This window comes from Spirosoma radiotolerans (assembly GCF_000974425.1).
GTDB lineage: Bacteria > Bacteroidota > Bacteroidia > Cytophagales > Spirosomataceae > Spirosoma > Spirosoma radiotolerans.
The window spans coordinates 3,559,353-3,579,741 of the sequence record NZ_CP010429.1 but is presented as its reverse complement, the minus strand read 5'-3'; the positions used below and the strand labels follow the sequence as shown (position 1 = coordinate 3,579,741).

Annotated in this window: 14 protein-coding genes; 2 read left to right on the top strand and 12 right to left on the bottom strand. The window is 51.7% G+C overall.

Annotated features, from left to right (window positions below):
• Position 1 precedes the first annotated feature (1 nt).
• Positions 2 to 2,548 carry a PspC domain-containing protein gene (locus SD10_RS14600; RefSeq protein ID WP_046574615.1) on the top strand — a complete coding sequence of 849 codons (2,547 nt, stop codon included), beginning with the start codon at positions 2 to 4 and terminating at the stop codon, positions 2,546 to 2,548.
• Between the two features lie 146 nt (positions 2,549 to 2,694).
• Positions 2,695 to 3,888 carry a hypothetical protein gene (locus SD10_RS14595; protein WP_046574612.1) on the top strand — a complete coding sequence of 398 codons (1,194 nt, stop codon included), beginning with the start codon at positions 2,695 to 2,697 and terminating at the stop codon, positions 3,886 to 3,888.
• A 177-nt stretch (positions 3,889 to 4,065) separates the two neighbouring features.
• Here the strand turns inward: SD10_RS14595 and SD10_RS14590 are convergent, their stop codons facing one another.
• From SD10_RS14590 to SD10_RS14535, 12 genes are all read right to left on the bottom strand, one after another.
• A complete protein-coding gene (locus SD10_RS14590; protein ID WP_046574611.1) occupies positions 4,066 to 5,133 on the bottom strand; it encodes an AI-2E family transporter in 1,068 nt (355 codons plus the stop codon).
• A gap of 193 nt (positions 5,134 to 5,326) precedes the next feature.
• Positions 5,327 to 6,724 (bottom strand): L-serine ammonia-lyase, encoded by a 1,398-nt coding sequence (locus SD10_RS14585; protein WP_046574610.1) that lies wholly within the window; start codon positions 6,722 to 6,724, stop codon positions 5,327 to 5,329.
• A 165-nt stretch (positions 6,725 to 6,889) separates the two neighbouring features.
• Positions 6,890 to 7,645: an oxygenase MpaB family protein gene (locus SD10_RS14580; protein WP_179945463.1), complete on the bottom strand. Its 756-nt coding sequence runs from the start codon at positions 7,643 to 7,645 to the stop codon at positions 6,890 to 6,892.
• An 87-nt stretch (positions 7,646 to 7,732) separates the two neighbouring features.
• Positions 7,733 to 8,473: an OmpA family protein gene (locus SD10_RS14575; protein WP_046574607.1), complete on the bottom strand. Its 741-nt coding sequence runs from the start codon at positions 8,471 to 8,473 to the stop codon at positions 7,733 to 7,735.
• 113 nt (positions 8,474 to 8,586) lie between these two features.
• The gene (locus SD10_RS14570) at positions 8,587 to 10,041 is read right to left on the bottom strand and encodes a phytoene desaturase family protein (RefSeq protein ID WP_046574599.1); all 1,455 of its coding nucleotides are present in this window, start codon (positions 10,039 to 10,041) and stop codon (positions 8,587 to 8,589) included.
• Positions 10,042 to 10,123: 82 nt separating this feature from the next.
• Positions 10,124 to 11,842 (bottom strand): hypothetical protein, encoded by a 1,719-nt coding sequence (locus SD10_RS14565; RefSeq protein ID WP_046574597.1) that lies wholly within the window; start codon positions 11,840 to 11,842, stop codon positions 10,124 to 10,126.
• A gap of 12 nt (positions 11,843 to 11,854) precedes the next feature.
• Positions 11,855 to 13,201 carry a hypothetical protein gene (locus SD10_RS14560; RefSeq protein WP_046574596.1) on the bottom strand — a complete coding sequence of 449 codons (1,347 nt, stop codon included), beginning with the start codon at positions 13,199 to 13,201 and terminating at the stop codon, positions 11,855 to 11,857.
• 262 nt (positions 13,202 to 13,463) lie between these two features.
• Positions 13,464 to 14,351 carry a cyanophycinase gene (locus tag SD10_RS14555; RefSeq protein ID WP_046574594.1) on the bottom strand — a complete coding sequence of 296 codons (888 nt, stop codon included), beginning with the start codon at positions 14,349 to 14,351 and terminating at the stop codon, positions 13,464 to 13,466.
• A 56-nt stretch (positions 14,352 to 14,407) separates the two neighbouring features.
• The gene (locus SD10_RS14550) at positions 14,408 to 15,748 is read right to left on the bottom strand and encodes a RagB/SusD family nutrient uptake outer membrane protein (protein WP_046574592.1); all 1,341 of its coding nucleotides are present in this window, start codon (positions 15,746 to 15,748) and stop codon (positions 14,408 to 14,410) included.
• A 20-nt stretch (positions 15,749 to 15,768) separates the two neighbouring features.
• Positions 15,769 to 18,768, bottom strand: coding sequence for a SusC/RagA family TonB-linked outer membrane protein (locus tag SD10_RS14545; protein ID WP_046574590.1), 3,000 nt, complete (start codon positions 18,766 to 18,768; stop codon positions 15,769 to 15,771).
• 143 nt (positions 18,769 to 18,911) lie between these two features.
• Positions 18,912 to 19,193 carry a hypothetical protein gene (locus SD10_RS14540; protein ID WP_046574588.1) on the bottom strand — a complete coding sequence of 94 codons (282 nt, stop codon included), beginning with the start codon at positions 19,191 to 19,193 and terminating at the stop codon, positions 18,912 to 18,914.
• A 569-nt stretch (positions 19,194 to 19,762) separates the two neighbouring features.
• Complete coding sequence (locus tag SD10_RS14535; RefSeq protein WP_046574586.1) at positions 19,763 to 20,359, bottom strand: Crp/Fnr family transcriptional regulator; 597 nt, start codon at positions 20,357 to 20,359, stop codon at positions 19,763 to 19,765.
• Positions 20,360 to 20,389 lie beyond the last annotated feature (30 nt).

Genomic DNA, 20,389 nt, shown 5'->3' with positions numbered 1-20,389 from the left:
AATGAAAAAGACCATCAGTATTAATATTAGTGGCGTCATCTTCCACATCGAAGAGGATGGCTACGACAAATTGAAAAATTACCTGTCTACGGTTCAGCAGTATTTCTCAACCTACGAAGACAGCCAGGAGATTGTAACGGATATTGAAAACCGGATTGCCGAAAAGCTGCTGGCTAAACTGAAAGCAGCCGACAAACAGGTCGTGTCGCTCGACGATGTGAATGAACTCGTGGCCGCCATGGGTACCGTCGCTGATTTCGAAGCTGTAGAGGAGGAAGAAGTACTGGTTACGAACGGTGGTCGGCATTCGGCAACATCGGCTGGTAGTGCGCAGGCAAAAGGCAATCCGGCAAACGGCTCGACGACAACTACATTCGCCCCACAACCAAACCCTGGGGTGTCGTATGAGCCCCGTCGCCTGGTGCGTGACCTGCGTCGGAAGACACTGGGTGGCGTCTGCGCCGGACTAGCCCACTATTTCAACATGGACGTGGTGTGGGTACGGCTGATTTTTGTCGGGCTGTTCATCGGTCTGCCGGCCCTGAGTGGTGCTTCCAATGGCCCCGATGGGTTTTTCGGTGGCCTGAGTGGGTTTACTTTCATCGTCTACATTGCTATGTGGATTGCGCTGCCCGGCGTTGTAACGATTGAAGATGATAAAACCGTCAAAAAGTTTTTCCGTAACCCCGAAGATAAAGTCCTGGGGGGCGTTGCTTCCGGAATTGCCGCCTACTTTGGCATCGATACGGGCATTGTTCGGTTGTTGTTTGTGCTGGGTATTGTGTTTTTTGGGGTAGGTTTCCTGCTGTATCTGGTTCTCTGGATGATTGCGCCGACCGCTAATACGCTTACCGAAAAGATGGAAATGCAGGGGCAGCCCATCACGCTGTCCAACATCGAGAACAGCATTAAACAAAACCTGAATATTAACGAAACGGCCAACAACGAGAGCGCTCTGACACGGATTCTGCTGTTCCCTTTTCGCGCCATTGCCACCATTCTGGGCGGACTGGGCCGGGCATTAGGACCACTTTTGAACGGCGTCGTATCGCTGATCCGGGTTTTTGCCGGGGTGCTGATGCTTATAATGGCTTTCGCCTTCATGATCGCTTGCCTGGCCTTTATCGGGGCTGCCATTGGTATATGGTCAAGTACATCCATTGGCCCCGGCGGGTTTCCTTCTGATCTGATTCGGGCCGACGTGACGGCGCCGATGGTCTTGTCAGGTATTGTTGTGGGGCTTATTCCTGCCTTCGCGCTGGCCGTGCTGGGCATCATGCTGATCACCACACGGTCGGTCATCTCGACGCGAACGGCCCTTACATTGGGCGGTATCTGGCTGGTGGGTCTGGTTGTTTTTGGCGGAACGGTAACTCCCCTGATCAGCAGCTTTCAACGCCGGGGAACGGTCGAAGAAACCAAAATACTGACCGTACCGGCGGCCATCCCGATGTTTGCCCTTAATGATGTCGACAATGACGGGGACAATTGGGATACGCGTCCATCAATTGATTTGAAAGGGTATGAAGGCACGACGCTGAACCTTGTCCAGTCGTTTCGGGCGCAGGGTCGCACCCGCGCCGAAGCACAAGCCAATGCCCGGCAGGTACGCTACGCCTACACGATTAAAGACTCGGTTGTACGGTTCGATAATTCGATGGAGTTATTACCGAAAGCTCATTTCCGGGCGCAGGACCTGGATATGGACCTGATGATTCCATATGAGAAACCATTCCGGATGACCGAGGACTTCGCCCGCTACATCCGCAATGAGTTTGGCGAACGGGAATTGGACCGGATGTCGTCCAGCCTCTGGAAGTTTACCAAGCAGGATGGGCTGGTCTGTATCAACTACCCGCGCGAAAAAGATCATAGCGACAATGATGAAGACAACGACGTGACTGATCTGACCGACGATGTACAAAGTGCCGTAGCCAGTGAACTTGGCGACGATTTCGACCGCATCGGCGACCATACGCGCCAGTTTAATGTGACGGCGTTCTCGAAGGTTGATATTGCGGGGGCCTTTGTTGTCCGGTTCCGGAAAGGAGATACGTTTAAAGTTATCGCCGACGGTCGTGAGGATGACATGAGCGACATGGACGTTCGGGTGAACGGCAGCACGCTGGAAGTGAAAATTGACCGGAAAGGAGGCTTGTTCGACTGGAACAACCGCAAACGGGTCGGCCTGACTATCACCGTACCAAACATCGATGAACTGAAACTGTCGGGTGCTTCCAAAGCGAGTCTTGTTGGTTTCGGCAATTATAAAAACCTGGACATCGACATGAGTGGTGCCTGCCGGACGGTCTTCGACGGAACGGTCGAGAAGTTATCCATTCAATTATCGGGCGCATCCAACGCTGTGCTGCGGGGGCATGTCGATCAACTGGAAGCCGATTTGAGTGGAGCCAGTAAAATCGAAGCAACAGGCCTGAACATCGATAAAGCGTCGGTAGATGCCAGCGGAGCCAGCCACGCAACACTTGGTCATGTTGGTTCACTTGACTCTGAAACGTCGGGTGCCAGCAAAGTGACGCGTCAGTAAAGAGTAACCTATAGTGAAAATGGCTGTGGAATTGGCCGGGTTTTGTCTGGAATTGCCGGACGAGATGCCTCTCAATTCGCAGCCATTTTTTATGGACTATGTATCCCAATTGGGCCGATAACCAACCTGACTAACCATTGTTACGCATGTCTCGCACAAGTCAATTACTAGTACTTATTGCCTTTCTGTTCACCTTCTCTACCGGATTTGCACAACAGCCCGATACCTTATGGACGCGTCTGCTGAAGGAAAATACCCTATTGCTACAACCCAGTGCGGCCGGCTTTACGGGTAAAGGATGGAACTTGATTCAGGCGGGGGTCAAAGACAATCAATATGTATTGATCGGGGAGGATCATTTCATGTCAGAGATTCCTTACTTCACCGAGCAAGTACTGAAAACCGCTTCGTTCAACACCTTCGCGCTGGAGGTAGACCCCTATGTTGCGCAGCTACTGAACCAAAAACTTGCTCAATCGGATACAACCTCACTCATGAAATGGGCCGTACAGGCCGGGCCCGCCCTCTCATTTTACAGCCTGCAGGAAGAGTTTCACATGCTTCGGGAAGCAAGCCGTACGCACACGTCTCTAATCGGTCTCGACCAGGTCATGATGATGTCGGACCAACTGCTGTACAATGAACTGGCGCACAAAGCCACTCGCCCCAGCACGCGCCAGCGTTATGCCGCCATGACCGAACGGGCTACCATCTCGGCAACGAAAGCAACGCTGGATCTGAGCCATCCCATGTACATGCAAAGTGCCGCCTTTGACCAGGATGTGGCCGCTTTGGCAAAAGAACCCATGACCGCTTATGAGAAAGAAGTACTGGATGCCGTTCAATTATCGGCCCGTATTTATAAAACCCAAAGCCATGCCCTGCGGGTGCAATTAATGAAACACCAGCTCATGTCGGCTTATGTATCGTCAATCAAAGATAAAAAAGTATTGGTTAAACTGGGAGCCATGCATTGCGCTCGCGGGGAGAGCTACCTGACCGTTTATGACTGCGGAAGCCTGCTCAGCAACCTGGCCGAAAGTGAGTACAAAAGCTCGTACCACATTGCCATTTTTGGCAAAAACGGAATTCAGGGAAGCCCCTTCAAGGCTTTGCCGGCTCATCAACTCGACCCCGTCAACGGCGATTTGAAGTTTATAAAGCCTTTTTTCGAGGCTACACCTGAGCAGAATTGGGTTGTATTTAACCTGTTACCGATCCGAAAGGCGTTACAACGGCAGAAGCTCAACATAGACGATGTTGATCTGCGCCGAACAATTCTGGGTTACGATGCCCTGGTGATTTTTCCAACAGCTCATCCGGCGCACAGCATGAATTGATTCCGTTTTAGTGCACGTTTCAGTGAGCCAGAGATTTTATTGTACTAAAGATTTTATTGAACCACAGAGGCACAGAGAACACAGAGGTTTCTTCACTGCTTACTTTATGTAACGAGCACGCTCTGTGTTCTCTGTGCCTCTGTGGTTCAATAAAATCTCTGGCTTGAGTTTTTAGATTTATTTCTTCAACTCGGCTTCTTTTTCCACGCGTTCCTGGGCTATCGCGACCTCTTTTTCCTGTTTCTTATTCTCCCGTTCGAATACCTGGATCAGAACAATGAAGTAGGACACAAGTAAAGGACCAACAACCAGACCCAGAATGCCGAAAATAGGAACGCCTAACACAATGCCTGCTAAAGTGACGAGTGGGTGAATGTCGCCCATGCGCTTGGCCAGCATAATCCGGAGCAGGTTATCGATATTAATGATCACGACAACGCCCACCACTAAAATACCAATGCCCTGACTCGTGTTGCCCTGCGAGAGTTGAATGAGTCCGGCTGGTCCCCAAACCAGTGGCGTGCCCAGCACAGGAATGAACGCCATGAAAAAGGCTACTGTACCCCAGAAAAGAGCATCGGGAACGCCAAAGATCCACAGTGTTGCGCCTGTCAACACACCTTGTACCAAACTGACCAACGCCTGGCCGAGTACATTGGCATTCACGTTGTTTTTGAGAGATTCGCCAAGTTCTTTCTGGGTATCATGTTTGAAAGGCAGGTATTTCTGAAGCCCTTTCTGAAAGGTTTCCTGCTGAACAAACATAAAATAGAGGGTGAAGAACATCAGACCCAGAATGACAATAAAATCCAGCGCACCGCCTGCCAGCGAAGGCAATAGCCGACTGGCATACGTTCCGCCCTGCCGAAGAATAGCCTGAATATTCTGCTGGCTGGTAATCTGATAGCCCGTTAACTCTTCAGCTTTCTTCGCTAGATTCAGGATATCTTCGGTATGCTGTGAATAGTACTGGATGCGATCAATCAAAAGCAGACTCAGCGTGAGAAACGGCATGATGATCACAACGATGGAGAAGACAATTAGGAGCGCAGTGACTAGAGACCGATTCCAGTGTCGCTTGAGGGCCAGGGCTGTGAACCAGGGACGGAAAACGACATACAGAATGCCAGCTCCCAGAAAAGCGGATATATAACCACTTAAGCCATATATGATGAAGCCTGCGATAATAATCAGGCTAGTGATGAGCAAAATGCGTTGTTGCTGGGGTGTATAAATAGTTGTCATAGGTCCGTGTAAGGCCGCGTTACTAAGCGGATTTATTAAAAAAGTATTAAAAGCGACCAATTGTTTAACCCAATGCTCGGGCAAGCCTTCACAAAAGTGAGGGTGAAAAGAAAGAAGCGCTTCATGTCGCTCCCCTTTTCACCCTCGTTTGGTGTGCTTCCAGTATACTCAAATTTGCATAGAGTATTAATACTCAGCATTCTGTCGCGCTGAGTGCCAGCCCAGCCTGCGACGTTTCCTTGTACTTGGTTGACATATCGCGGCCAGTGGCTTTCATTACTTTAATAACCGCATCAAGCGAAATTTTTTGAAACGAAGCGGATCCCGATGTGGCCAACAGGTAAGCATTGTAGGCTTTCACGGCTCCCATCGCGTTGCGCTCGATGCACGGAATCTGTACATAGCCGCCAATGGGATCGCAGGTCATGCCGAGGTGGTGTTCTATGCCGATTTCGGCAGCGGCTTCAATCGGACCGATATCGCTGGTAGACTGGGTGCAACGCGTCAGGAAAGCCGCTCCCATGGCCGAAGCCGAACCAATTTCGCCCATACAGCCCATTTCAGCGCCCGAAATACTGGCGTTATGCTTGATCAGAAATCCGATGACGGCTGCGGCCAGCATGCCCACCCGCATCGTTGCCCGGTCGTAGTGAAAATGATGTTTAGCCAGAAAGGTCAAGCCCGGAATCACGCCCGATGCGCCGGAAGTGGGAGCGGTCACAACGATGCCACCAGCTGCGTTTTCTTCAGATGCGGCCAGGCAATAGGCGTTTAAAAAAATGAGGAAACTGTCTGAGCGGAGGGCCGCCCCCGGATGACTCATGCCTTTGGCCTGCTGGAACAAAATGGGCGCTTTGCGGTTCAGCCTGATGTTGCCTGGCAACACGCCTTTGTGCTTGAGGCCGCGCCGAACGGCCTTGTGCATAAAATCCAGAATCTGGTCGATCCGCTGGTTTACTTCCGCGCGACTTCGGTTGGTCAACGCCATTTCATTTGCCATCAATAGTTCATCCAGCGAAATGGAATGGGTTTTAAGGTGTTCTTTCAGCTCGGCCATCGAACTGTATGGGTAAGGCACGGTATGGGAACTGGTGCCCGCTTCGGGCTCTCCTTTGCGACTGATAAACCCGCCCCCAATTGAGTAATATTCCTCTTCGGCCAACACCTCTTCGCCCGATTTTAACTTGAGCACCATCGTGTTGGCAAAGGGTGAGTCATACCGTTTCCGTTCGAAATGAATCTGTGCCGCGCCAACATCAATTGTTTGGTTGCCCAGTGAAACGGGGTACAAAACCTCCGGGTCGCGCAATAGCTTCAGCATGGCAGCGGGGTCCGTCGTTTCGGGTTGCCAGCCCAGCAAACCTGCTACTACCGCGCGGTCGGTTCCGTGCCCTTTTCCGGTTGCACTCAGTGAGCCATAGAGGTGAATATGAATAGCATCGGCCCGCTGCTGGATATCCGTGGGTAATTGAGCCAGCCGTTGGCGGAAATCAAAAGCCGCCTTCATGGGGCCAATCGTATGCGAACTCGATGGCCCCGGCCCAACCTTGAACAGGTCGAAAATGGATGTGGTGATGGGCGATGTAGTCATGTTGATGAAGTTGATGGCGCCAGGCTCCAGCCTGGTGTCTATTATTTTCCGGCCTTTGGCCGGTATTGAGAGAACTGTGATTTGTTACCGGTCAGAGGCCGGAGAATAGTAGGCACCAGGCTGGAGCCATCATTCATGGAACACCGTAAACGTACTACTGTAAACTCATCGGTCCAAACCTCGGATTTGATCGAGGTATTCGGTTGGTAACAGCACCCGTTGAACAACGGAGCGAAGCCCCAGCGTATTCAGAACTTTATACAAACCAATTGTATGCGTTAGAAAAGGTTTTTCGGGTAAAGCTAGCCGCTGGCTAACTTGCTGAGGAACGAGAACGGCCTGCGCTTGCCGGAGCAGATCATACCGCCAGTTCCCCAATTGTTCGCGATACCGCTGAAAGAGCTTATCCGTAAATTCACTGCGCACCAGATCGCGGTTCAGGTGGGTTTCCCGGTCGATTCGCCAGTCGGCGTAATTTGTCGGCAGATCGGGAACATGCATGCCCGCGCCCACTTCCCGAAAGGTAGCAAACACATCTTCCCGCTCGATGTCGGTCAAGGGGTGGTGGAGGGTTTCGAATGCTCGTATGGAGTAGTCGATCAGCATATACAGCACATCACGGTAGGCCCAGTCGGGAATCTGGTACCCTCGTTTCTGCTCAACACCCGAATGAATGGCACTCATGCGGGCGATGGCTTGGCGGGCTTTTTCGTCCGACGAAAAGACGATATCCTGCGCGTAGCGAACCGTCGAAAAGAGCCGGGCTATGGGGTCCGCCGGGAGTTTACCCGTATAAAATAACCAGTCTACCGCCCGATTCAGGGCAAACTCGGCGGCTGAACCGGCAAAAACGAGAAGAATAACATCGGCATCGCCCCATATCTGGCGGGTAATTGAGCCGGGTTTAACAAAAAAACTCATTGATGAACAGTTACGATAGTCATTGGTGATCAGGCAGTTCGCTGGCATTGCCCATTTAGTAATAAGCTTGCCTGGAACCACCAATCACTACAATGATAAGACAACAAATTCAACGCGTCGGTTCTTTCGTTTGTTATCTTCTGTATCGTTGGGGGCGGCCGGTTTGCTACTGCCATAACCCGCATGGCGCAATCGACTTTCCGGAATGCCCTTGTTGACGAGGTAATTGGTGATAATTCGGGCCCGGTTTTCGGACAGTGCCTGATTGAGTCGCCGGTCGCCTACGTTATCGGTATGTCCGGCAATTTCAATGACCAGCTTCGGCGTGGCGATCAGGGTTTTAACCAGCTTGTTCAGCTGCGGATAGGATTCTGGCCGGAGTACATAACTGCTCTGGTCGAAATAGACATTGTCTAATCGAAACGCCTGGTTGACTTCCAGGTTACGAAACACACTGTCCGTCTTAGGATCTTCTTTTTCAAGCCGAATTACATACTCAAAAGCACAAGTATCACAGAAAACAGTCATTAGTTCTTCCGCTTCGTAATAACCGGGCGTACTGGCAATAACATTGATTGTATCTGGATGAGTTAATGTGAACGAATATGGAATGCCAAGCCTACTTTCTCCGCTAAATTTCTGCTTGGTCTGTTTAGCCTGAATCGTGAATTTGGCAGGTAATACCGCTGATGTTTTATCATCAACGGCCGAAATGGTAAAGGGTATATCCCGGCGTTTAGCAGGCTGCGGGACGAGGGATACGTTTACCTGGCCGAACGCATAGGACAAACTCAACAGGTGTATAAGAGCGATGAATAGAATGCGCATTTTAGGACAGTAAGTGGCGGTAAAGACGCACCCCGCAAAAAAAATGCCGGATATTTTGAGGCTCCTGTGCTAGTGGACAAGCCGGCTGCCAGACCCACGATGCGACCGGGTTGTCAGGTCGTCGCCAGGGTGATGGGAACAGGCAGGCCAAACCCTTCGCGCAGGGCCACCCTGGCCGCATGATAGCCGCACATACCATGTACCCCGCCACCGGGCGGGGTAGAGGAGGAACAGATAAACATACCCGGCGCTGATGTTTTGTAAGGTGATAAGCTAACCACAGGTCGCGTATACAACTGCCCGATGTCGATGATCCCGCCGTTGATGTCGCCCCCGATGTAGTTGGCGTTGTAGGTTTCCATCTGAGCGGTGTTCATCGTATGCCGATCCAGAATCCGGTCCCGAAAACCGGGGGCGAATCGCTCGACCTGTTGCTCAATAATCTGGGTTCTGTCAACCGTTGATCCGTTTGGTACATGGCAATACGCCCAGGCCGTATGTTTTCCGGTCGGGCTCCGGCTCGGATCGAACAGGCTTTGCTGAGCTAACAAAATGTAGGGTTTATCGGGATGTTTGCCCGATGACGTGGCCTGTTCCGCATCGGCAATTTCCTCAAATGTACCGCCAATATGAATTGTCCCTGCCTGCTGGCATTCGGGTGCCGTAAACGGAATGGGGCCATCCAGCGCCCAGTCAATTTTAAAAACGCCCATGCCATAGCGGTAGTGCTCCAATTGGGTTCGATAAAGGGCTGAAAACCGTTCACCAGCAATGCCGAGGAGTTGCCGGGGCGTCACGTCGAACAGGACAACCCGTGTAGACGGAATATCTTTCAGCGACTGGACTCGCTGCCCCGTTTCAATTTTCCCGCCGAGGGAACGGAAATAGGAGGCCAGCGCATTGGCTATCGTTTGTGAACCACCTTTGGGAATCGGCCAGTCGTAGAGGTGTCCTGCGGTCATCAGTACCAGCGCAATGGCCGAAGTGGTCAGGTTGCTCAAGGGTTGAATGGCATGTGCGGCCATGCCGCCAAACAGCCCTCGCGCTTCTTTCGTTTTGAACCGTTTGACCAGTTGCGTAATGGGCAAAAGAGCATCGAGGCCAAAACTGGCCATGTTGATCGGGTGTTTCGGGAACCGCAGCGGCCCCAGAATATCGGGGGCCATGGTTGGCCAGTCCTGAACGATAGGCGCCAGCAGGTTTCGATAGGCCTGTTCATCAACACTGAGCGATTGAGCCGTCTCGACTAGCGAGCGTCTGAGCGCAGCCGCTGTACCATCATCGAACGGATGGGCCGCTGCAATGGGTGGATCGACAAATTCCAGGCCATGGTCCGCGAGCGGTAAGGTTCGAAAAAACGGTGAACCGGCGGCCAGCGGATGAATGGCCGAACAGATATCGTGCACAAAGCCAGGTTGAGTTAGCTCGGCCGAGCGAAGCCCCCCGCCAATGGTCTCTTTTGCTTCCAGCACCACGACCGACAAGCCAGCGCGTTGCAGTGTAATGGCAGCGCTCAGTCCGTTAGGACCGGAGCCGACAACCACGGCATCAAATTCATAGTTAGCCATTAGCAGGAATTAGAATCAAGCGCATAACAGCCGTTTCGGGCTTAACTGTTCCGGTGTAGGTGTGATCTATTTTTGTTTTAGCCTAATACTCGCCCGCATTCAGCGTGCTTTTTGATAGGGCGTAATTGCGGTTAATTCGATGCAATACTACATAAACGGAGTCTTTATTTTCATTGATGCCGGTTAGCACCACCCGTGAGCCGTCGGTTGTCTGGTACTTGAGAATCATGCGTTTACGCGTTCCATCTTCCTGCCGGGATTCCGCTTTAATGCCTTTAGTGCGCCGGGTCGTGCGGGCAATCGAAGCAATCTTTGGGTCTTCCGGGCCAATATTGGCCAGTGCAGACGCTGGAATCCACTGGTCGTCAGCGATGGCCTGTTTATTCTTTCTGGTGGATTTCGTCGTTGCCTGCTTTTTGGCAGTACCTTCCTCATTCTCGCCACCTTCTCCCCGCCGACCTGTGGCGGGCCGGTATTTGTCCTGCAGATACAGCACATGATTGACCGGGTCTGCATCGTAATAAAATACCCGCTGACCACCAGCCACCCCTGTCAGCTCGAACGTTCGGTTGATGTCGCGCATGGGTGAGCCGCCCCCATTAGAGAGGTCGAGTGGGACAGCCCGATTTACTTTAAACGTGAGTGTCGACCAGTTTTCGAAGGTAGCATCCTGCCACCGGATGGAGTCTACCGGCGAATACGGAATTTCCTTATTGTTAAGCCTGAATTCGGTTACGGCATAATTGCCCCGAAGTTCCCGAACGCCTTTCTGAGCTGGCTGTTTGTACGGATCGTACCGAAAATTGACGTATTGAATCCAGAAGAGAAGAACGAGAAAAATGCCAATAGTTGCCGTTTTTAACCCGATGCGGGCGCCCTGTTGCCAACCCGAAAACGAAGGGTAGTAATGAGCTGGAATCGTGAGCTGTTCTTTAATTAATAGAGTGTACAAATCCCGAATATAATACACCAGCAGAAAACCCGACAGGACAACGAAATAAGAACTGTACCCATGTACGCCACCATCATAGGCAAGGTTGACGTAGACAATATCGGCCAGTGCGCCAAACAACAGAACAGCTCCCCAGAAGGTGGTTGCCCGGAAAAACAAAAGCGCACCGGCCAGCACTTCCACAACGCCCGTAAACACTTCATACCAGGGGACAATGCCGATGGATAGCCAATAGATTTTCTGGGCGGTGAGATCGCCGAAATTGGTGTTCAGCAAGCCAAGCGACGGGTAGGGTAACTGTGTGGGCAGCAGTTTGGTGAAACCAAAGCCAATGATGCCTATGCCCGCCCGGTAGCGAACAACCACCCGAAGCCAGTAATAGAGCCAGTTGTAATCCCGTGGCTCTGTCCGTCGGAGGGCAACAACGGCGGTCCAGACCAGGCCCGCTACAGCAGACACCAGCAGGATGAAAACCCACTCGCCATAGCCCATCCAGGCGGGCCACCAACTTACCCGGCCGAGAATGTTTGGCTGAAAGCGGGCCACGTCATACAGGTCGCGGTAGTGCAGGTGTAGCCAGTCGAGGGAGGCTACATTTTTGTACCAGCTCGCATTGGTCGGCATGGACATCACAATGAAGAAAATAAACGCAATGCGGAAGGCAATTTTCTCGCTTCGTGTCCAGGCTGGGTAGCGGCCTTTTTTGGTGCCCTCCGTGTGCGCTTGTTTTTCTGTAAATGGACGGGCAGGAACCACCGGTTGCCTGTCTGCGGTTTGCGTGGCGGTTCGTTCATCGGGTGAAACCAGGCCTAAGGCCAAACGTTCGGGGTTACTATTCGGGAGTGCCATTGTTTTGCGTAATTAAAGCGTAAGGGTTCCCCGGCGACCGGCTTTGGCAGCCTCGTTCAGCAGGTATTTTTTGTTGAGTTTGTTCAGAACCACGTAGACGGAATCACGGCGTTCGTTAAGTCCGGACAGGACAAGTTGATGGGGTGACTGCCTGTAACGGAGCGTCAGTGTTTCGTTCGGGTAATGCGGGTTGCGATTGGTGAGCGTTAGAATATGCTGAGCCGAGTCGACCTGGTAGCTGTAGTAGTGGCGGCCCGTTGTTCCAGCCTGTTCGTAAGTGCGATTGGCATCATCGACCGGAATTTCCTCCGTGTTTGAGCGATCTGGAATAACCGGCCGGTTCGACTTAATGCTCAACGTGTTCCAGGTTTCAAATACGACATTCTGCCAGCGTACTGAATCGGTTCGAGAGTAGGGGAGTGTTTCGCCAGCTAGTTTAAACGTCTGAACATCATAGACGCCAGCGGCTCCGGGTAGGCCTGGCGTTTTGGGAAACTGATATGGTCCCATCTTATAGGCTGCGTAGGTTTTGTAACCATAGAGGAACACTGCAAAAAAGACGAAACCAGTTTTTAGGGCCAGTCGGCCATAGCGTTGCCAGGCTTCGGCAAATACTGGTTTGAAGCGATTGGGCAGGGCGGCTTGCTCCAGCGAAACCAGGCGAAACAGGCGAACCGCATCGAAAGCAAACAACAGCAGGGCAAACGTAATGAGCCGTAAACTATACACAGACTCACCCCCTTCGTAGGCCAGATTGGATACAAAAACGTTGCCCAGAAACGGCAGGATAATCAGGGTGCCAATGACGGTCGTTTTGCGGTTAAGCAGCAGGAGTCCACCCAAAATTTCGACCATGCCCAGGAAGGATTCATACGAGGGTGTAATGCCCAGACTAAGCGAGAAAAGCTTCCAGGCTGTAAGCTCTCCATAAGGCGTGTTGAGGCTGCTAAGGGATGGAAATGGGGCCTGCATAGGGAACAATTTGATGAACCCATACGCAAGGATCGCAACTGCCAGCCGGTACCGGACAATGACCCGGAGCCCGTAATATAGCCCGTCGTAAGTCATTCGTTTCGGATCACGAACAGTCCAGACTATCGTACCCGCCAGTGCGATCAGGGCGACAACTGCCCAGTTTATGAACGTATCGGTCGGGCCGAAAAAGTGGGGAGCGTAGCGTGCCAGGTAGAACAGGTCGCGGTAGTAGGAAGCTCCCCAGTCGATTGACAATAGGTTTCGATAAAATCGCCAGTCGAGGGGAATGGCCTGAATCAGGAAGTAGATAAAGACAAAGCGAAAGAGCGTTTTTTCCGGTCGGGTCCACGCGGGTTCGGATGGAGTAGGAATTAGGGTAGACATAGTGAATAGTATGTTATATATTCTATAGGATAAATAGATTAATTGTGCAATGGACAGATAGGTTGAGTTGTAGTGTTCTATTTCTGATTGTGGTGTCAGCTTCTCAAAACTGACACCACAATCAGAAATAGAGCCTGTTTCCTCGGTTCGTGTCCTCAAGGACCGTTCCTATCAGTCGGCTCCGCCAGATATGCTACTAGTGATGCGGTCCGTGAGGACACGGACCGAGGAAACGGGCGTAAGCCGTCCATTGAGCATCAACTCACTTTGCCGGTTCATTAGGCCGTTGCGGCTGCTGGCTGATTACTTTGCGCCCCTTTAAATCAAACTTCTGTCCTTTGCCCAGGAAGTAAAACGGACCTCCGCTGCTGTTCTGCCCCGACGGATATTTACCGTTGCTGGCAATCTGCCCCGCTTCGTAGATGCCCACATACGAGTTGCCGATTACATCGAAGGTATTCTGCTGAACCACAATGGCGGTGCCCTCATCAATGGCAATGCCCAGTAATTCCGGTCTTGCTTTGATTACCTCAATAAGATCAAATTGACGGTTCCGGCGTAGAAAATGCTGATCGATGGTGACGTTATGAATAAAATCCAGCCCTTGGGTGTGGTCGCCAACCATGATCGAATTGCCTTTGGTGTCGCCCCGTACCATAAAAGAACCCAGAATGGTAGCGCCTGCTGACGTACCGCCAATTACTCCGCCCCGGCTTAGTACGGCGTTGAATTCCTTGTGCGCCAGCGTATTCAGGTACGAGTCGGCCAGCCGCCAGTGCCGGCCGCCCACAAACCAGACGCCGGTGGCTTTGCGCAGGGGCGCGACAAACGATTCCTGATTAGCAACGTTGGGATCGCGGGTGTGCAGGACAGTAATGTTTTTAACCCCTAGGCTTAGCAGTTTTTCCTTTTCGCGCGGTGTGCTGTTCGCGGAGGAATCTTCACCGGCTGTTGGAATAATAACAATGTTGGCTGCGGCAGGTCCGCCCGCCAGCTCCACAAACCGGTTCCAGAGTTCGGGACCCATGCTGCCCCCGCCCACAATAACGAGCGCCCCCTTTTCAGGGCCAATGGTCTGGGGCGTTTGGGCCGAAAGTCTTCCTGCAACTAATGCCAGCAAAAGGAGAGGAAGTACGAAAGAATGTTTCATGATAAGCGGTTGTTTTCGAGTGTTGGCGTATCTGTACCCAACTTCACGAAGATAAGTTAATAACCTTGATTCTGTACTAGTGCTTTATCGGCCAGAATTTCGCTGTTCGGAATCGGCAGCACGTATTTAGTGGTATCTGTAATGCCCAGCACGGTAGCTACCCGCCCTGTTCGGATCAGATTGAACCAGCGGTCGGCTTCAAACGGAAACTCTACCTGCCGTTCGGTTTCAATGGCCAGCAACAGAGCGTCTCTCGTCGCGGCCTGCGCTGCCGGTACGGCTGCCCGGTCCCGAACGGCATTCAAATCGGCAAGTGCGGCCGCTGTTTTGCCAAGTTGTGCCCGAGCTTCCGCCCGAATCAGATACAGCTCCGCAATCCGAATGACATAGGCCGGATCAGTGCCGAGCGGAGTGCGATAATACAGTTTGCCATACCACAAATTACCCGGCGGACTCGTTTGTGCAATCAGCTCCTTCCGATTACCACCCACATTGGGGTCATTGAGCAGGGCCACGAGCTTGTCGTTGGGTGCCCATTCCCGGCGACCGCTGAGGGCTGGCGGTAGCCACCAGTTGTAGTTCCCATTTTTGAATGAGTTGCTGTAGGCGATTTCAAACACCGATTCGGGCGTGGCTACGGCGTTGTTTGCAAAAAAAGCGCTGTAAGGTTTAGCCAATTTGTAGTTTGAATCCTCAATGAGCTTGCTGGCGTAGGTTTCGGCCTGGTCCCATTCCTGACGGTATAGATGGTAACGTGCCCGCAGCGCCCAGACGGTTTTCCGGGTGACTTTGTTGCGGTTGGTCGTTGCACTCAGTAATGGTTCGGCCGCCGTCAGGTCTTTAAGTACCTGGGAGTAGGTATCGTCGGCACTTCCGCGTGTAATGCCCGTATTATCGGATGGCGTACGGGTTGCTTTCAGGACGACCTGCACACCACCCCAGCCCCGCACCAGGTCAAAATATGACAGGGCCCGTAAGGCATACGCTTCGCCCTGAATCTGGTTTTTCCGGTCAGCAGTTAGTAGGGGGTCAGCCAGCGTAGGTACGGTTTCCAGCAGGTAATTGGCCTGAAGAATGGTCCGGTAAATTGCCGACCAGGCCGCGCTAACATAACTATTGTCGGCCGTTAATTTGCGCGCCGTGATTTCCTGGGGTGCGCCCTGTGAACCAGTCCATTGAATGTCGCCACCCGATAAATAGACCAATGACTGGAAGTTAGAGCCATAATAGCCATCGCTGCCCAGGCGATTGTATAAGCCATTTAACGCAGCTTCGGCAGTGCTGGCATTGGTAATGGCCTGTGCCTCATCGACCTGCAGCTCAGGCTGTACGTCTAAAAAAGAGTGGCAGCCCGTTAGCAAGAGGAAAAAGGAGATTAGTTTAAACTTGATTTTCATGGTAAATAAGCGCTAACGAATCAAAAGGTCAGATTAAGGCCGAACTGAGCCGTTCGGGGTTGCGGGGGCGTACCCAGGTCATACCCCTGGGTGGTTGGGTCGGCCGTCACGTTCACTTCAGGGTCTGGCCCCTGATACTTGCTTACCAGCCACAGGTTCGAGCCGCTATAATAAACCCGGGCCGAGGCAACGCCCAATCGGCGAAGCACCGATTTTGGTATCGTGTAGCCAAGCACGAGCGAGTTCAGCCGCAGAAACGAACCATCTTCTACAAAGCGGCTGATTGGGCTGAGGTTGTAGTTATTACCAATGGTGGTAACCCGTGGCACATCCGTAATATCGCCTTCTTTCTGCCAGCGGTTTAACTGGTTCTTGTTAATGGCCCGCCGGTCGTCCCGTGTACCACCCGATTCCAGGAAGAAGCGGTTGTTGTTCAAGACTTTGCTGCCGTAGCTGAAATTGAAGAAGACCGACAGGTCGAAGCCTTTGTAAGCGACGGTGTTATTCAGACCACCGAAAAACTTGGGCAGTGCGCTCCCGTAAAACTGTTTGTCGGCCACGGTGATCTTTCCGTCTTTATTGACATCGTCATAGACTGCATCGCCCGTTTTTGGGTCGACATAAAGCTGTTTATAGACGTAGAACGAGTGGAATGATTGGCCCTGCGCCATTCGTTCGGCTGCGTAACTGGCATCGACGGGAATGGATAACTTCTCGATCCGGTTAACGTTACCCGCAATGTTGAAGCTGGTATTCCATTGAAAATCAGCTTTGTTGATGTTTTGGGAGTTGACGGCAAATTCAAGTCCCCGGTTACTGATTTCGCCATCGTTCCGGTAAATACTGGCAAATCCTGAACTCTGAGCCAGCGGTACCTGAAGCAACAGGTCGTAGGTGTATTTTGAGTACGCGTTGACTTCAACGCCAATTCGGTTATTCCAGAGACCAATGTTTAGGCCGATGTTGGTTTGCCGGGTAGTTTCCCATTTCAGGTCAGGGTTGGCTAACTGCACCGGTGTCGTCCCCGGATTATCGAGGTAGTTATTTCCCCCGCCCCACAAGCCCCGCGACGCGTAGTTACCGATACCATTCTGGTTTCCCGTCCAGCCCACACTGGCCCGAACTTTCAGATCATTGACCAAACTAACATCCCGCAGGAAGTTTTCCTGTTTCAGTTGCCAGGCAACTCCGGCTGACGGAAAATAACCCCACTGATGCCCCTGTGCGAATTTTGACGACGCATCGGCCCGAAGGCTGGCTTCGAAAAAGTACGTCTTCGCAAAGTTATAATCGGCCCGGCCAAAGAAGGAAACCAGGTTATACTGGTTGCGCGTTGACGAAGCCGTCGTTACCGAAGCCGACGCAATCTGTTTGAAGGCATCTGACGGAAAATTGGTGCCCTGCGCCAGTGTCTGAGTAGCCACGTTACCCTGTAATGTATTGCCTACTAAAATCCCGACATTGTGCTGATTACCAACACTTTTTCGGTACGACAACGTCTGCTCATTAATCCAGATCGTGTTTTTGCTGACACTCGATGTGGCTAACCCTTTGCTGGCGCTGCCCCGGTTGGTCAGTGTATTCCAGTATTCGTATTCGTCATAATTGTTGTAGTCGAGACTCCAGCTACTGCGTAATTTAAGGCCCCTGCTAATGTCGAATTCACCGTAGATGTTACCAATGTAGCGGGTGCTGGTCGAGTGCATATCGGTGTTGTTGATCAACACATCCAGGTTATCGAAACCAGCCCATTTCGCGTACGTACCGTCGGTGTTGAACTTGGGCAAATACGTTGGCGTATGCAGAGCTGCCTGTAAAATACCGCCTTGTGGTCCATCGCCAACGCGGGCATTTGTGCGGTTCGACTGGGAGAAAATATTGCTCGTACCGATGCGGATTTTATCGGTAATGTCCTGATCCAGATTAAGTTTGAAGCTTGCCCGGCTGAAGTCATTGGTGCGAAGCGTTGCCTGTTGGCTCGTGTAGCCGCCACCCAGGTAAAAGCGGGTCTGTTTGGTGCCACCCGAGACGGCCAGATCGTAATTTTGGAGCGCTCCCGTCCGGAAAATATCACGCAACCGATCATAAGTAGGCTGTTCTTCCGGTAACCCGCGCCCCCCTTCCGAAACGGGACGAAAAGGCCGGGTAGCCGCTGGTTTGCCATCGTTGATCCAGGCTTCGTTGATGATCGTTGCATGTTCGGGACCCGTGGCCAGATCCCAGAGTTTGGGTGCCCAGGCCTGCCCCACCGATGCATTCAGGCTAACTTTCGTTTTGCTGTTATAAGCCCCCCGTTTCGTGGTAATCAGGACAACCCCGTTGGCGGCCCGTGCGCCGTAAATAGCGGTCGCTTCGGCATCTTTCAGAATCGAGATAGACTCAATATCGGCGGGGTTAATGTCGGCCAATGGGTTGTTTGACTGGCCCTGGGTCGTAATTTTCTGGAGTGACTGGTTATTTACGAACACACCATCGACAACATACAGCGGGTCATTACTGGCGTTGATCGACGTTGTTCCCCGGATACGGAAGAAAATCCCATCACCCGGTACGCCCGTGTTGGCCGCCACCTGAACGCCAGCCGCCCGACCCTGCAACTGCTGATCGAAACTGGCAACCGGGCGGTTTTTGATTTCGTCGGCGTTGACCTGCGAGACTGAACCGACCAGGTTTTTGCGGTCCTGGGTGCCATAGCCCACCACCACCACTTCATTTAATTGCGAGGCCGATTCCCGTAATGAGACATCGAGCGTTGTTTTTAAGCCAACTTTAACCTGCGTTGTTTGATAGCCAATGGCCGAGATGACCAGTTCGTCGCCCGAGCGGGCTTCCAGACTAAAAAGGCCATTGGCGTCTGTTGTGGCTCCTTTTGTCTGGTTTTTTAGCACCACGTTAGCGCCCGGCAGTGGCTCGCCGTTATCGGTTCGAACGGTGCCCGATAATCGTGTTACGGTAGATTGTGCCAGCAATCCTCCGAAAGAGAGTAGCCAGACTACTCCCGCAAATAAAAGTTTTTGCATTACTTTGTCTTGGTTATGTTAAAATTAGGCTTGTCAGAGCCTTCTTGTTAGCCAGCCGGAACGGTTGCCGCCGTTCCGGCTTTTTTATGCGCCTGTACATCAGTTGCCGCTGATTCACAGGCCGGTAATCGAAAAAGAATCTACTAGACTTCCCGCACACTCACCATACCCCGCACGGAGCGCAACCGCTGGACCAGAAAACCGTTGAGCCGATGTTCTTCCTGCATCTGAACCGTCAGCAATCCACTGGCTTGTATACCATCGCCCTCAAAGGCCAGGGCCCGAATGGTGTAACCTTCATCCTGCGGTATGGTATTGGTAATGTCACTGACAAAGTTCAGCCGATCGAAACCCGCTATCTGGTACGTTACGTGCGCAACAAGTTCTTTCGCGTCGGACTGGGAGGAAATGAGTGAAGTGTGCATAGTTGAATGGCTGATGGAAAGAAATGTTTCATCGAGTGTTTATATATTCTATTGATTAAGTAGGGTAAGATTTTCTTCGTTATATCCTGTCTGTTTGCGGATATGGGCTTGAGTAAGCAGGGCAAACGTGTTCCGTCAGATAAACGGGCACCTACTACAGGGCGGAGACGAACTTAGCTGCAGCAACAGAGATGCATCGGCATTCGGCACATTCCTGAATTCCGGGAAGGAGAAACGGTGATGTTTGCAACGAAATGTGCCGGTTGGTGTAACGTGGTCATGCGAATCGAACGGGTAAAGCTTTGCTAGCCTTGTTAACTACTAGGCAAAGGTGAATAGTGTATTTTGTTTTTCCAAAATAAATGTAAAAAAATGATTATCAAGCGATTACCTAATACTCTATCGGGATATACGGTTATTAGTGGCTACTCGCAGCGCTGTTAATGGATCTAATCAAAGTAAGTATGAAAGGAAGGGGAGACCTAAGTTTTAGAGTTTGAGTGTATTAGACAGGGGACGGCTTATTCAGGGAAGAGTAATTCTTGCCAATTATTTTGCGTCGCCCGTGCTTACGATTTACGCGCTACCTGCGCCCGAATCCGGCTTAACGAAGGGCCTTTGATTCCCAAAAAAGAAGAGATATGACCCAACGAAACCCGGTTGAGAAGATCCGGATGGTTCGTTAACAAGTCGACATAGCGTTCCTCGGCGGTTTGGGTCAGCAAACTCTCTGATCGAATTTGGTTCATCAGAAAATACTGCTCCGCCAACAGCCGGCCAAATCGCTCCCAGCCGTGCGAACGGGCATACAGTTGTTGCAGGTGATCATACTGCATGACCATCAGTTCTGAGGTTTCCAGCGCTTCGATGGTGTATGGGCAGGTGGTTTGGGTCAGCAAACTTTTCAGAGAGGTGACAAACATATTTTCCGTGGCAAAGTAAAGGTTATGTTCCAGTTCCGTTCGGGGGTCTACATAATACACTCGAAAGATTCCCTTTACGATGAAACCAATATGCCGGCAAAGGGAATTGGGCGTATTGAAAAAATCATGTCGGCTGACGGTTCTGGCTTGCCAGAAATCAGTTGCGAGGTCAATGTCTGCATCCGAAAGCTGGGCGAACTGTTGTAATTGCTGCTGTAAGGTAACGTACTTGGGAGATGCCATAGGCTAGATTTGAGACGGTAATTCCGTTTT